The sequence below is a fragment of the Methanococcoides burtonii DSM 6242 genome (assembly GCF_000013725.1).
GTDB lineage: Archaea > Halobacteriota > Methanosarcinia > Methanosarcinales > Methanosarcinaceae > Methanococcoides > Methanococcoides burtonii.
Genome location: NC_007955.1, coordinates 512,629 through 526,254 on the forward strand (window position 1 = coordinate 512,629; position 13,626 = coordinate 526,254).

14 protein-coding genes are annotated in these 13,626 nt (G+C 38.7%); 7 read left to right on the forward strand and 7 right to left on the reverse strand.

Annotated features, from left to right (window positions below):
* The first annotated feature begins 175 nt into the window (after positions 1–175).
* From MBUR_RS14295 to ribC, 3 genes are all read left to right on the forward strand, one after another.
* On the forward strand, positions 176–1,198 hold the full coding sequence (locus tag MBUR_RS14295) for a PEF-CTERM sorting domain-containing protein (protein ID WP_011498657.1): 1,023 nt from the start codon (positions 176–178) through the stop codon (positions 1,196–1,198).
* A 331-nt stretch (positions 1,199–1,529) separates the two neighbouring features.
* Positions 1,530–2,672, forward strand: a complete 1,143-nt coding sequence (locus MBUR_RS02605) for a pyridoxal-phosphate-dependent aminotransferase family protein (protein ID WP_011498658.1) — start codon at positions 1,530–1,532, stop codon at positions 2,670–2,672.
* A 15-nt stretch (positions 2,673–2,687) separates the two neighbouring features.
* Positions 2,688–3,152, forward strand: coding sequence for a riboflavin synthase (gene ribC, locus MBUR_RS02610; protein WP_011498659.1), 465 nt, complete (start codon positions 2,688–2,690; stop codon positions 3,150–3,152).
* A gap of 143 nt (positions 3,153–3,295) precedes the next feature.
* On the opposite strand, the gene MBUR_RS02615 is transcribed toward ribC, so the two are convergent.
* Positions 3,296–3,931: a CDGSH iron-sulfur domain-containing protein gene (locus MBUR_RS02615; RefSeq protein ID WP_011498660.1), complete on the reverse strand. Its 636-nt coding sequence runs from the start codon at positions 3,929–3,931 to the stop codon at positions 3,296–3,298.
* A gap of 276 nt (positions 3,932–4,207) precedes the next feature.
* On the opposite strand from MBUR_RS02615, the gene MBUR_RS02625 reads away from it, so the two are divergent.
* Positions 4,208–4,570, forward strand: a complete 363-nt coding sequence (locus MBUR_RS02625) for a hypothetical protein (RefSeq protein ID WP_011498661.1) — start codon at positions 4,208–4,210, stop codon at positions 4,568–4,570.
* Between the two features lie 265 nt (positions 4,571–4,835).
* On the opposite strand, the gene MBUR_RS02630 is transcribed toward MBUR_RS02625, so the two are convergent.
* Entirely contained in the window at positions 4,836–5,822 is a 987-nt protein-coding gene (locus MBUR_RS02630) for a hypothetical protein (protein ID WP_011498662.1), read from the reverse strand.
* Positions 5,823–6,511: 689 nt separating this feature from the next.
* Between MBUR_RS02630 and MBUR_RS02635 the strand changes: the two genes are divergently transcribed.
* On the forward strand, positions 6,512–6,793 hold the full coding sequence (locus MBUR_RS02635; protein ID WP_048063176.1) for a hypothetical protein: 282 nt from the start codon (positions 6,512–6,514) through the stop codon (positions 6,791–6,793).
* An 85-nt stretch (positions 6,794–6,878) separates the two neighbouring features.
* Here the strand turns inward: MBUR_RS02635 and MBUR_RS14525 are convergent, their stop codons facing one another.
* Both MBUR_RS14525 and MBUR_RS14530 read right to left on the reverse strand, forming a co-directional pair.
* Entirely contained in the window at positions 6,879–7,001 is a 123-nt protein-coding gene (locus MBUR_RS14525; RefSeq protein ID WP_269479030.1) for a hypothetical protein, read from the reverse strand.
* Between the two features lie 17 nt (positions 7,002–7,018).
* Positions 7,019–7,144, reverse strand: a complete 126-nt coding sequence (locus MBUR_RS14530; RefSeq protein ID WP_269479031.1) for a hypothetical protein — start codon at positions 7,142–7,144, stop codon at positions 7,019–7,021.
* Positions 7,145–7,328: 184 nt separating this feature from the next.
* Here MBUR_RS14530 and MBUR_RS02640 point away from each other — a divergent pair, with 184 nt between their 5' ends.
* Positions 7,329–8,117, forward strand: coding sequence for an NYN domain-containing protein (locus MBUR_RS02640; protein WP_011498664.1), 789 nt, complete (start codon positions 7,329–7,331; stop codon positions 8,115–8,117).
* A 418-nt stretch (positions 8,118–8,535) separates the two neighbouring features.
* Positions 8,536–8,988: a hypothetical protein gene (locus MBUR_RS02645; protein WP_011498666.1), complete on the forward strand. Its 453-nt coding sequence runs from the start codon at positions 8,536–8,538 to the stop codon at positions 8,986–8,988.
* Positions 8,989–9,202: 214 nt separating this feature from the next.
* Here MBUR_RS02645 and MBUR_RS02650 read toward each other — a convergent pair whose 3' ends face one another.
* The 3 genes from MBUR_RS02650 to MBUR_RS02660 all read right to left on the reverse strand — a co-directional run bounded on the left by MBUR_RS02650 (position 9,203) and on the right by MBUR_RS02660 (position 13,211).
* Positions 9,203–10,717, reverse strand: a complete 1,515-nt coding sequence (locus MBUR_RS02650) for a catalase (RefSeq protein WP_011498667.1) — start codon at positions 10,715–10,717, stop codon at positions 9,203–9,205.
* 385 nt (positions 10,718–11,102) lie between these two features.
* Positions 11,103–11,951, reverse strand: coding sequence for an EamA family transporter (locus MBUR_RS02655; RefSeq protein WP_048063177.1), 849 nt, complete (start codon positions 11,949–11,951; stop codon positions 11,103–11,105).
* A 288-nt stretch (positions 11,952–12,239) separates the two neighbouring features.
* Entirely contained in the window at positions 12,240–13,211 is a 972-nt protein-coding gene (locus MBUR_RS02660) for a glycosyltransferase family 4 protein (RefSeq protein WP_048063178.1), read from the reverse strand.
* Positions 13,212–13,626: the final 415 nt, after the last annotated feature.

Below are 13,626 nucleotides of genomic sequence, written 5' to 3' on the forward strand. Positions count from 1 at the left end.
TAATATATTTGAGTCTGTGATATATTTAAATATTATTAAATAGAGTACTACACTGTGGTGTGATATATTATGACTGTTTAATCTATTCGCTCATAAACCTATTTTTATGAGCAGAATACATAATAATATGCACTATAACAACCAATTAAAATCCAAAGTTCCAGATGGTGGTACGATGAAAACAAGAACACAAATAATAATGGCATTAGCTGTAGCCTGTCTTTTTTTAACAGGTATCGCTGCAGCATCAGAAGAAAATGATCTTAATGAAGATCCAAGTCTCGCATATCCAAGCTCTATTAGATCTGTTTCAATAATGGCAGCTTCTAATGAAGGGTCTGTAGACAATGGAGATGGAACATTTACATTTACACAGCAAGTAGATGAGAGTAGTACTACACCCCACTACATAGCCCCTAATGGCTATGGTTTTGGAGATTACAGTTGGTGGAATGAAGATTATGGATGGATGCACACATTCCCCAATGCAACCGATGCAAACCTAACAATCAATTCTGTAAAGTTGATCATTAAAGCATGGGATGTAGATTCAAACGTTGCAAATGGTGAATTTGATCACATTACTGGAGATGGAGTCGACTTTGATCCAGTCTATCTTCAAGGTACAAGTAGCCAGTGGAGTATTACAGAATTTGATGTTGCACCTGCTCTCATTGCAGATGGAAATATGAATGTTTTTATTGACATTGATATGAATCATAACGAAGACACATGGGCTACAACCCTTGACTCTAGCAAACTTGTTGTAACCTATAGCTATGGAGGAAATGTTCCACCATATGCACCAGAATTATCTGTTCCTACTTGTGTTGCCAACGATAGTGCTCTTGTAGTAACAGTTATGGGGCCCAATCCAGCTGATCCTGACGGAGATGCTGTAATCTATACATACCGCTGGTTTGTTGACATTGGCACAGGTTATTTGGATGATGACTTTGCTGACAGAGGGGATCATACTGGCACTACTGTTCCAGCAGCAGACACTCAGATCGATGATAAATGGAAAGTAAGAGTAACTGCTACAGACATCTATGGAGCGCAGACATTCTCTGAAATCGAATTCCCAGTGATTGTAAGGACTTGCCAGGAAGAAGAAATTCCAGAGTTCCCAACAATTGCTCTTCCAGTTGCTGCAATAATTGGACTTGCATTCTTCATGCAGCGTAGGAAAGACTAAACAATAATTAGTGAAGATCAATAAGATCTTCACACTTTCTATTTTTTGATGTCTTTAAAACAGACGTTGTGCTTTGCTTTTTTGTTCAAAGGATGAAAAGCGAGTTGGATATGTATTGTCCTGATCGAGAACATTTTTGTTTTGTAGAACAAAGAACTTAAAAAGTTAAAAATGCCATAATACGAAAGGGTGGCGAACCTTATAACTTCACGTTACGATTTATATAGTAGATTTACATTAGGTAGCTCAATTATTTATTATTGAAAGCGATTATTCATAGAAATAAATACTAATAGAATCGCTTATTTATTGATTTAGCAGGAGATATTACATGGACCTTGAAGACACACTACTTATGATGCCTGGCCCTGTTCCTGTTGCACCTCGCGTGCTCAGGGCAATGTCAAGACCTATGATCAATCATAGGGGCAAGGAATTTTCCGCAATGTTCGATGACTGTACCACAATGCTGAAAGAGATCTTCCAGACAGAGAACGATCTTTTCACCATCAGCGGTTCAGGAACAGCTTCCATGGAAGCAGCTCTTGGATGCACTATTGATAAAGACGACAAGGTCGTCACTATCGAGAATGGTAAGTTCGGAGAGAGATTCAAGGATATCGCAGCCCGATACGGACAGGTAGTTCCTGTAGAGTGCGAATGGGGAACCTCTGTTGACCTCGATGTTGTAGAGGAGAAGCTTGCCGAGGGTGCCAAGGCTGTTACCATGGTACACAACGAGACCTCAGCAGGTATTCGCAATCCAGCTCTTGAAGTTGGTATGCTTGCAAAGAAGTACGGTGCATTGTTCATCATGGACGGCGTGACCTCCATCGGTGGAGATGATGTGAAAGTGGATGAATGGGGTGTTGATATCGCTGTTGTCGGTTCACAGAAGTGCATTGCTGCACCACCGGGACTTTCCATGCTTTCTGTAAGCGAACGTGCTTTTGAGGCTATGAACAAGGAGAATCTCCCATACTATCTTGACCTTAAGGCATACCAGAAGAGTGCAGCCAAGTCACAGACACCATATACACCCGCTGTGCCTCTGTTCTTCGGTCTTCAGGAAGCTTTGAAGATCGTTATGGAAGAAGGGATGGATGCAAGGATCAAGAGGCAGGCAACCGGTGCTGCTGCTGTCCGTGCAGCTATGGATGCAATTGGCATCGAGATGTTCCCACAGCTTAACGCAACCAGTGCTTATTCCAGTACCGTTTCCGCAATGAAGTCACCTGAGGGTGTTGACAGTAACGATATCAAGAATGGAATGATGGACAAGGGCATCATTATCGCAGGCGGTCAGAACAGACTCAGCGGTAAGATCTTCAGGATAGGCAGTATGGGCAATGTTGCTCCAAAGGACCTCATGATGACGATCCAGCACCTTGAACTCGTGTTCAGGAACCTCAATGTCATTAATGAGATGGGTGCAGGTACCGAAGCTGCTGCCAAAGTATTTGACACACTATAAACCATAGTATAATACATGAAAACTATAGGCATTGTTGATACGACCTTTGCACGTTTCAATATGGGAAGTGCAGCCGTCGATGAGATCCAGCAGAACGTATCCGCTAAGATCAAGCGGATAACCGTTCCCGGTGTCAAGGACCTGCCGGTAGCATCTAAGAAGCTCATAGAAGAAGAAGGATGCGACATAGTAATAGCTCTTGGAATGCCAGGAGCCAAGGAACAGGACAAGATCTGTGCCCACGAAGCCTCCACCGGCATCATCCAGGCCCAACTCATGACGAACACCCACATCATAGAAGTGTTTGTACATGAGGACGAGGGAAAGGACGAAAAGGAACTCGCATTCCTCATGGAAATGCGCTCCCGCGAGCACGCTTTAAATGTCGTCAACATGTTGTTCCACCCTGAAAAACTTGTCAAGCAGGCCGGTACTGGTCAAAGACAGGGATTTGAGGATGTTGGGACTTTGAAACATTAAGGTATTTTCTTTATTCTTTTTTTTTAGATAGCTATGAGGAGTGTCCTTGTGGAACTCAACATTGTACCTCCACAAAACAGTTCTCACATCATACATTTATGAATTTTTAGTAACAGTGAGAACAAGTGGAATAGATCAATGATTCAATTCTTTCCATCCTCAAATTCAACATTGGAGTGCCGGCCGTCACAGAATGGCTTATTTCGAGATGCGCCGCATCTGCAGAGAGCATAATGGTCTTGGGTTTCGGGTACTGAACCATCAGAGTCATCAAGCCTGACTCCTGTAACATTGTAAGGTCCATCCTTCAGAACAAAAATTTCCGGCCCATGTGAATAATCCTTGTACAATTTTCCATTAACAGTATAACTCAATGCGCCAGAAGGACAGGTCCTGATGAGTTTTGCTATTTCTTCTGGGTCTGCAGCATCCGGATCTGCCCAGGGTTCTCTACCCTTTTTGAAAACAGAAGGTAGATTGCGAATACAATGTCCTACATGAGAACACACATATCTGTCACGATGAATGGTAATATATTTGCCGACGTAAGTATCAACTCTGTCGGCAACACGATCCTTTTCTTTTTCCCCGGAAAAATCGTTCCCTAAATGTGTTCCATCACAAAATGGCATATTTGACGATCCCCCACATCTGCAAAGTGACATAACATGTTTAGTCTCGATGAAAACACCCTTTGAATTCCTGAGTGTCTTAACGTCTTTCACAATATATGGTCCATTTGTTGATACTTTTATTGAAGGTCTGACTTCTTTCTCCATTGAAACACCCCTATAGAAAGAAATCAGTGTGCATCGGATTTCTAGTTTTTGTAAGGAACAGCTTTTGTAACAAAATCAGTGAAAGAAGCTGAAAAGGTATTCGGTCAAATTTCTCTTTACCCAATCTCCGCTTTATGGCTTTTGTGGCAATGTCTTGGGCAAGGTAGAAGAAGATTTCTGCCAAAAGGATGATTGTATCGGAGCCAAGGAACAGGACAAGATCTGTGCCCACGAAACCTCACAGACATCATACAGGATAATTTTGATTTTTTTACTATGAAGATTGTAGATGATCACGGTCTGAAGCCAGGAACTATCCGAACCTACAAAAGAATGGTAAAGAAGTTCTTCAGAGTCCTGGGAAATGGTGACACAAAAGAAGAACTTGATAAGATCATGAATGCTTGTGGTCATCCCCGGGACAAAGCAATGATAGCTGTTCTGGCTGACTCGGGTATGCGAAGTTGGTGCATTGGCTTCTTGTCGCATCAACACGCTGAATTTAACCAGTATGGAGCCATCCTATACATTTCTCAGACATCCAAGATTAAGAAGACCACTAATGCAAAAAAACCAATGGGAACTGGTGAAAAATTCCAAGACCACTTAGCTAAGGATATTGAAGAAATACTATTTTAACCAATACAAATCTAATTGAATGAAAATACATCCGCTTTTGACGTTTTTCATTCAATAAAAGTAAAAAATACATCCAATATCTTAATGGAATCTTGTTCTTTGCAGCTGCATACTGAGCACGTGCTTTAAAATCCTGATTATTTCTGGATTTATCTGCATTTGATTAAATTCTTGAAGCTGCTTTTCTGAAATAATACTTATTATTCCGATAAAATCATCTAAAAATTTGTTATTAAAGTTTATAAGGTAGCTTCAAACAATTGCATTACAACCAGATTACCATATCTTGAGGCATGTATTCAGCACCCATTTTTTCATCTGGAGAATAAGCCCGTAAGCACTCCAATATCCCTTCTGGAACCCCATTGCTTGCTGGGTTCTTAACATATACATTTGGAAGAGATCGTCCTTCTGATCCAAAATCCATTGCATCCATACAATTATTTATTAATGGGCATTCTCCTGCTGCATTCCCAAATTGATGAAGATGACGAACAATTATTACACTATCAACGTTTTCAAATTTTAATGTTTCATCATTTGAATTTTTGGCAAACGAATTTTGTGTAAATAGTCCTGAAAATTTATCAGTCAGAGTAGTAATTGGTTCATAAATAAAATCATCCCAAACAATAACTAATATTCCATAAAAACACTTTTCGTTTTCCTTAAAGCTATTGTATTTTTGATCTGCACTAATTAAGAAATCTTTTACTGGATTATCCCGTGGAAGTGTAACTTCTTCATTTTCTTTGAACTTATCAGTTAAGCCGTTTCTAGCAGTGGCTTGTATTTTATTATTGTTACGCTTTTGAATATGATCAAGTAATGATGGTGCCTTTACTTCGATTCCAATCTTGAATTTATTCAATTCAACAACTAGCTCAGGATTCTTTTTGCTCTTACCAGATGTTGGCTCATAAAAAAATTTAGTATTTTCTGGCCATTCATAAGTCACAACTTGCTTGATTATAAGTAATTCAGCAAGCCTTTGAAATAATTGTTGATAATGTTTAAGTGATTGTTTTTCATTTGTTTTTTTATCAATACCAGATATTTGACTTATATCGTCAATGAACTTTTTAGCATAACCTGGTATAAAATCTTCACAAACCAAACAAGAGTCTATAATTGATTTTGCAAAAGGATGTTCTCTATTTTCTGAATAGAATTCAAAATGATACTTAAACCAATGCCATTTTTTAATGATATCGGATTCAATTGCATATAATACCAATTCACTTTTTTCCATAACTACCACCTGAAGAAGGTGGTTGGTTTTTGTATATTAACTTTTGCAAATTAATTTGCTATGGAATCAATAAAAGATTCAAGCTTTTACAAAATATAGATGTTGCCTATCTGGACAGTAATCCAATTCTATTTTCATTTTCTGAATGAAATCGTAACTATATTGTGAAACTTTACAAAGAATATAATACAGATCAAAACTCTTATAAGTGATTACGATGACAATCTTTTATCCCGAATTTGACAGTTTATAAAAATTAATGTTAATTTCGGTGGTATTTTGCTTATTTTCCATCAATATTTGCTCAATCTATAACTAAAATAAGAATATATCACAAATTATAGTTTTTACATAACATTAATTAATATAAATCTTTAACTTAGTAACAACTGTCAAATTCTATAAGCTAAAAAATAGAACTGTCAAACTTGGGTTTTATGGATAAAAAAATGAAGAGTAAGCTAATTCCAGTGTGGGTCATTAGAGCAAGTATTGGTATCAAAGGACTCCAATAAATTTTTTTCCTTGAAGAGGAATTAATTGCAATTGGATGGAACCGATTAGGCAATCTTTCGAAATATATAGATAACAAAGAAATGCTAAGGCATGATCTTGAAAAATTATACCCAGATAATAACACACGTCAAATCTTTCATGCTATGGGTAGAATACAGTGCTTCTTAGGTGAGATGGAAATTGATCAGTTTGTTGTTCTACCTCGTTACGAAGAAGAAAGTATTGTTATCGGAAGAATCAAAAGGAATTATGAATATATACCTGGAGAATATGCTGAGTACAACGTTAGAAACATACGCAAAGTAAAATGGGAGACTACTGTAGAAAGGTCACAGATCGATGAAGATGTTTTAAAATCATTAAATGCACCACTTAGCATTTACAAAATTAACGATGAAGCAACTCGTTATATACATCACTTATATCATGGAAAAGGAGCTCAGTCCAATAAATAAAATCAATCGTCATATTCATTTGTTGATTCAATATACCAATGGCTCGGGAAACAGTACTAAAGAAAGAGGGCACAATAGCCCCCACTCATTTCTTGTTCTTAGCAGCTGCAGACTGAGCACGTGCTTTAAAATCCTGATTATTTCTGGATTTATCTGCATTTGACTGTATTCTTGAAGCTGCTTTCTGATCCATTGATTTTTCTGTCATTTTATTCCTCCACATTATTATTTGTCTTCATCTTTTGATTCGTGGTCATCTGGCCTTTCATCTTCCCCACGACTTTGCCAATAGGCGTCGTTGTTCGAATTGCACTGATTTGAGTGATTATCATCGTCTGATTTTTTGCTCATTTTATTTCACCTCCGATTATTTTATTTTGTTGTACTTTACGAGATTATTTCCTACAAACCCCTAAACAATTTAATTTATTACTAAATATAAGGTTAATGTTTTAAAATAAGAGTGATAATAATAAAATCACACTTTTGGTAAATGACAAAAAATGTGTTTATCAAACGTAAGTGGAGGTAGTCCATGGAAACAAATGAATCACATGATAAATTAGCAGTCTTGATTGATGCTGATAATGTACACTCATCAATCATAAAAGGATTATTTGATGAAATTGCAAAATATGGAATTGCAAGCGTAAAACGACTCTACGGAGATTGGACAGGGCCTCAATTATCTAACTGGAAAGATAACCTGCACATATACTCAATTCAACCAATCCAACAGTTTAGTTATACCGCGAAAAAAAATGCAACCGACAGTGCACTGATAATAGATGCAATGGATTTGCTATACACAAGAAATCTAGATGGTTTTTGTATTGTTTCAAGTGATAGTGATTATACCAAACTATGTCAAAGGATACGTGAATCTGGGGCTTTTGTTTATGGATTTGGTGAGAAAAAAACACCGGAAGCATTTAGAGCTGCCTGCAATAAATTTATTTATGTAGAAAATCTCCGAAAAGAAGAGGAAGAAGAGACTGAAGGAAAGGAAGGAAAGGAAGAAAAGGAAGGAAGTATTACAATTTCGACAAACCATACAAAAATCCCTACAAATGAACTAAAAATGGATACAAACCTTGTGACCCTCTTAAGAAGTGCAATTGAAGATTCTGCAGACGATAATGGATGGGCATCACTGGGAAATGTTGGACAAAATGCAATGAACAGAGAATCAGATTTTGATTCGAGAAATTATGGTTATAAGAAATTAAGTGATTTGATTGAAGCTATTGACCTTTTTGAAATAGAAAAAAGAGGGAAAAATAGCCATATACACATCAAAGATAGCCGCTCAAAGAAGAAGTAAATCTAATTGTGAGGGTTGAAGAGCAATCTAACCCTCTAACAAAATACTGATTCTGCCTGTCAGGACAGTACATATCCAATTCAATCTTCATCCTTTGAATAAGATCACAGCAATACTTGGCAGCAACACCGAAGTTCTTTTTCAGTAACTTACAGAATTCCCCAGTAGTCATCCCATCGTAAACGTAGCTTTCAAGCTCCCGGAGAATGCACCTGGCAAACTCTTCTTCGTTTACTGAATCACAGACTTCAAGCTCATCAATATGAACAGACGTTTCTTTATCCCACTCATTGAACTCATCTACACAGCCTTAAATAAAACAGAATAACAAAAAATGCTCAATTACATCTACAAACATTCAATATTAATTTTTAAATAAAAGAATAACTTTTTAACACTAAAACTCAAAATTACTAATGTGATACCGAAACTTTACTTTTATTCCCTGGGTGTATGGGTGCTGTTCATCATACCTGCCATATTAAATGGTATATCAACAGGGATCTATGCACCCTATACAGATGAACTTCTTACCCACCAGATAAGTTCGGTGATCTTTTGCATGGTCATATTTGCAGTTACCTATTTTTTCATGAAATCTTCAGGTGTTTCCGGGACATCCAGGCAGTTCATTTATGTTGGGCTGATCTGGCTGCGCCTGACAATATTCTTTGAATTCCTCTTCGGGCATTTCCACCATCCGATCATCGAGGATTATGAGGTACTTCTGCTCTCCCCGGGCAGTGCGATAGTGCCCGGAGTTGCTGAACCCAGCGCCATAGAACTTGACATATTTGATGGTAAGGTAAAGGGGAGGGTGATAAGGTGTGATGGGGATGTATGTAGTTATTTTGAGTATGAGAGAAAGTGAGTGCGATTGGATCAGATGATCTCATAAATACAGAATAAATCACATATATTTCTATTTTTTAAAAATTCTGAAATCAAAATTATATAAAGAAATGGCAGATTTGAACAAAAGCACAACGTCTATTAAAGGGCACAAAAAACTTCAAATTATCCACCGTAGAACCATTTCATTTCAGTTCTACGGCAGAATATTAATATTTTACTACAATACGATCTTACTTTTCTGTAGCTTTTACACGTTCCGTTTGGGTCATATTGGCAAGACGCTCAATTTCTTTTACATCCAAACCCAATCCATCAGCCACACGCCCTCCGTAATCGGGATCGGCTTTGAAGAACAGAGCAGTCTGTCTGAGTTGAATACGCTTTTGTGCACCCGAGAGATGTGAAATAATATTACCCACAAGGTTCTCACGAGCCTGATCATCCATTACGTCACGATACAGGTTACCTGCCTGCACAAAGTCATCATTGGAGTGGACATAAGGCGTACGATCTGCTTTACCGGAAACTTCGAATGGTGGCTTCAGAGCATCAGGGTCCGGGGCAGGACCACCAAAACTGTTTGGCCAGTAATTTGGTCCACTTCCTCCATTGGCATCAATTCGCATGAACCCATCACGCTGATAGCTGGTTTCAGGTGCATTTTTAGGAGCATTCACAGGGATCTGATGATAATTGGGACCCAAACGATGAACATGAGAGTCATGATATGAGAAAACTCTGGCCTGTAACATCTTATCTGGAGATATATCAATACCCGGTACCAGATTACCAGGGCTAAAAGCAGATTGTTCCACTTCAGCAAAATAATTGGTTGGATTCCTATTAAGCACCATTTTACCGATCTTGATGGTAGGGAAATCACCATGTGGCCAGACCTTGGTTATATCAAGAATGTCAAAGCGATATTCTTCAGCCTGCTCCGGGGTCATTATCTGCATCTCAAGGGTCCAGGAAGGATAATCCCCCTTTTCTATAGCATCATAGAGATCCCGAACAGCATGATCCGGATCAGTCCCACTTAATTTTTCTGCTTCCTCACGTGTAAGGGTCTTTGTACCCTGATCAGTCTTAAAATGATACTGCACCCAGAAGTATTCGCCCTTATCGTTATACCACTTATAAGTATGACTTGAATATCCGTTCATATTACGGAAAGTTGCAGGAGTACCCCTGTCTGAAAAAAGGATCGTGACCTGATGAATTGATTCCGGAGTGAGAGACAGAAAGTCCCAGAACATGTTTGGATCTTTGCAGTTTGTAGCAGGGTTTCGCTTCTGTGTATGAATGAAATCAGGAAACTTCAGAGGGTCTCGAATGAAGAACACAGGTGTGTTGTTGCCCGTGAGATCATGGTTACCATCTTCAGTGTAGAACTTTATAGCAAAACCACGTGGATCCCTTGCTGCATCGGCAGAACCTTTTTCCCCACCTACAGTGGAAAAGCGAGCAAAGACCTCAGTGCGTTTGCCTATTTCTGAAAGGAATTTGGCTTTTGTATATTTGGTCACATCAGCTGTCACTTCAAAATAACCGCCAGCCCCTGCACCTTTAGCATGCACAACACGCTCAGGTATACGTTCACGATTAAAATGACCAAGTTTCTCCAATAGGTGAACGTCCTGTATGAGAACTGGTCCACGCTCTCCTGCCGTGAGGCTATTCTGATCATCACCGACTGGAATTCCAAAAGCAGTAGTTAAACTGGAAGTTTTCTCATCACTCATAAAATTATACTCCTCCATTTTATATATAGGGTAATTAAAGAAACTGATCAAGTAATAACTAAAATCAATTCTTGATCAGACCCACCAAAACCCATGATTAATTTTGTTTTTAGCCTATAAATAGATTCACATGTGGTTAGAGATATAAAGATGGATATAAAATTAAAACTTTAATTATTTAAAAAATATAAATACTGTCTAATAACAAAAGTAATATTCAAGCTAAGATAAATTAAAAGGATGCAGTTTCAGAATCAACTGGGATTGTAAATGTGAACTTCAAAGAATTACTCAATCGATCATACAATATTTGTTTCATCCTTGATCTGTCAGCATATGATAGACAATGGCCTAAGTAAATATGAAATAAAATTGGCACACACTTTCAAGCAGAAATAAATATGATCGCTAGCAAAGCAGTAGCTAAGCCTAACCATTGTTTTGAAGAAAGCTTTTCTTTGAGTATCAACCATGCAAGTAATACTGTTCCTGCAGGATAGAGGGAGGAAGTAATCGATGCGATATCGAGTCGACCTGCCTGAGATGCAAACGCAAAAAATGTATTTCCTCCAGTGTCAAATATTCCCGCAATGAAGATGATGGGAAAGACGCTTTTGGGTGGAATGTACACCTGCCTCTTCAGTGTGATAAATATAATCAATGTTATAGCTGCTGCTATCCTTGCAGCAGTAAGAGGCCAGAGCACCGCCGTATCACTCACTTTGTCGATGGATATGAAGAACAGTCCAAACCCCATTCCAGCTATCAGCGGAAGTATCAGGTCGGTGCGTTCAATTTTACTGTTCCCATTTCCACCACCTGCAATGAGCCAGACTGCTACAAGTGCAAAAGCAAACCCAATAATTTGATGAAAAGCAGGTAATCCTTCGTAAAATGCACTGTAGATGACCGGTACAGAAGCTGCAACTATTGCCGAAACAGGTGCGACAAACCCCATGTTCCCCTGTGAAAGACCACGATAAAGTGCCAGAAGCCCAATACCTATGAAAACTCCTGCAACGGCCCCCCAGAGCATACCACCAAAGGGTGGCATTTTTTCTGCCATTAAATGGGCTGAAAATGCAAGAAGGAAGATACCGACTATCTGGGTTATCAGAACAACACTATATACATTTGCACGTTTTGATGCAAATCCTCCACTGAAATCCCCAGCACCCCAGCATATGGCTGACATAAGACCAAAAAAAACCACCAGGAATTCAACAGGTATCATAGATCTCATTTTCCAAAAATAAACATATTGTATTGGATCTGCTTGAATTTATACTCTTTCTTTTGTCTGGATAAAATTCTGTCAATTAGTTCAGCAACAATATGACTCATGCTCGAGGTTAACTACGATTATGTTGGACTTGTATGACAACCACATCTGATTCAAAGAAGGTGCAAGTGTGATCGGAATACCTGTATTTTGCATGCAACACACAAAGAGTGAATACTGAAACATATGTGCGAATACCTGATAGGTTAACATTGAGCACATTCAGAGCAGAAACTGGTTTTAACTAAGCGCCTGCCGGTATACCTCTCCAGTCTTCTTTGCTATATCTTGCCAGTCAAATGAGGATATAACCCTCTCACGCCCTTTTTTCCCCATTAGGCATCTCTTTTCCGGATCATGATATAATCTATCGATTGCTTCTGCGATACTTGCACCGCTTTCCGGTTCCACCAGAAGCCCGGTCCTGTTGTGGTCAATGATATCTGGTATCCCTCCGACCCGTGTCCCAATGCACGCGGTCTCACATGCCATGGCTTCTATGAGCGCAATACCGAAAGGCTCATAGATACTTGGTAGCACGAACGCGTTGGAGAGAGAGTATAATTTAATGAGTTCATGCTTCCCCACATGCGGAAGGCAGAGGATATGCTTTTCATGATATATATCCGGCTGGCCGACCATGACCAGCATTATCTCTGGAATGTCTCTCTGGAGCTTTTGCACGGCATCAACCAGATACATTACGCCCTTTTGTGGGTCATTCCTTCCAACAAACAGCACAACGAATCGGTTATCAAGTTTGTATTTTCTTTTGAGGTCATCCGCATTTTGGTGTTTGAATGCCTCAGCATCCACACCATTTGGAATGATCGTGATCCTATCAGGTTCGATTCCAAATGTTTGTTCCAGTTCTCCTTGTATGGACTTTGATACTGCAATGAACCTGTCCACCATACCCACCACGTTTTGTTCCATCATAACACTCAGACCGTCTGGCTTCGTTCTATTGACATCTATACTGTGAGCTGTCATCACCAGTGGCAACTGGGTACTCTGCTTTGATAATCTAGCAGCTAACTGGATTAAACCACCATGCGAATGCAATAGATCCAGACTGCCATTTAAAAACTGTTTCTTCACCATCGCAGCCACATTGATGTTGGTCAGTATCTTTTTATATGCCGCACTAAAATCATTAGATGCCTGATAACGAAGTTCTGTTGGTCCATGCACACATACATTTTTGACCAACTGTTCATTCGATTCCTACATATTGGCTGTAAACACATGTACATGATAATTTCTGATTGCAAGACTTCTGGTTAACTCCCCTACATGAATGCCCACTCCACCATAAAAATTTGGTGGATACTCATAAGAAAGAATTCCTATGTTCGCACCAGAGTCGGTCTTTTTTAGACTGAAAGCCGTAATTATACCCCCACACTTCATTCCGTTATAATATCACAGCCAATTAAATATGTTGACCCTTAAAATTAGAACCCCGATAATTTAATGGCGTCATTTCTCGTTTCCCATAAAGCCCAAATTTGACAGTTCTATTTTTTAGCTTATAGAATTTGACAGTTGTTACTAAGTTAAATATTTATGTTAATTAATGTTATATAAAAACTACAATTTGTGATATATTCTTATTTTAGTTACA

What these genes read in the sequence shown, in the direction of transcription:
- MBUR_RS02615 (WP_011498660.1), bottom strand. Translation starts at nt 3,931, where the DNA reads ATGGAGAAAGAAGTCAGACCTTCAATAAAAGTATCAACAAATGGACCA.
- ribC (WP_011498659.1), top strand. Translation starts at nt 2,688, where the DNA reads ATGAAAACTATAGGCATTGTTGATACGACCTTTGCACGTTTCAATATG.
- MBUR_RS02655 (WP_048063177.1), bottom strand. Translation starts at nt 11,951, where the DNA reads ATGATACCTGTTGAATTCCTGGTGGTTTTTTTTGGTCTTATGTCAGCC.
- MBUR_RS02630 (WP_011498662.1), bottom strand. Translation starts at nt 5,822, where the DNA reads ATGGAAAAAAGTGAATTGGTATTATATGCAATTGAATCCGATATCATT.
- MBUR_RS02635 (WP_048063176.1), top strand. Translation starts at nt 6,512, where the DNA reads ATGGAAATTGATCAGTTTGTTGTTCTACCTCGTTACGAAGAAGAAAGT.
- MBUR_RS02625 (WP_011498661.1), top strand. Translation starts at nt 4,208, where the DNA reads ATGAAGATTGTAGATGATCACGGTCTGAAGCCAGGAACTATCCGAACC.
- MBUR_RS02605 (WP_011498658.1), top strand. Translation starts at nt 1,530, where the DNA reads ATGGACCTTGAAGACACACTACTTATGATGCCTGGCCCTGTTCCTGTT.
- MBUR_RS02650 (WP_011498667.1), bottom strand. Translation starts at nt 10,717, where the DNA reads ATGAGTGATGAGAAAACTTCCAGTTTAACTACTGCTTTTGGAATTCCA.
- MBUR_RS14530 (WP_269479031.1), bottom strand. Translation starts at nt 7,144, where the DNA reads ATGAGCAAAAAATCAGACGATGATAATCACTCAAATCAGTGCAATTCG.
- MBUR_RS14525 (WP_269479030.1), bottom strand. Translation starts at nt 7,001, where the DNA reads ATGACAGAAAAATCAATGGATCAGAAAGCAGCTTCAAGAATACAGTCA.
- MBUR_RS02640 (WP_011498664.1), top strand. Translation starts at nt 7,329, where the DNA reads ATGGAAACAAATGAATCACATGATAAATTAGCAGTCTTGATTGATGCT.
- MBUR_RS14295 (WP_011498657.1), top strand. Translation starts at nt 176, where the DNA reads ATGAAAACAAGAACACAAATAATAATGGCATTAGCTGTAGCCTGTCTT.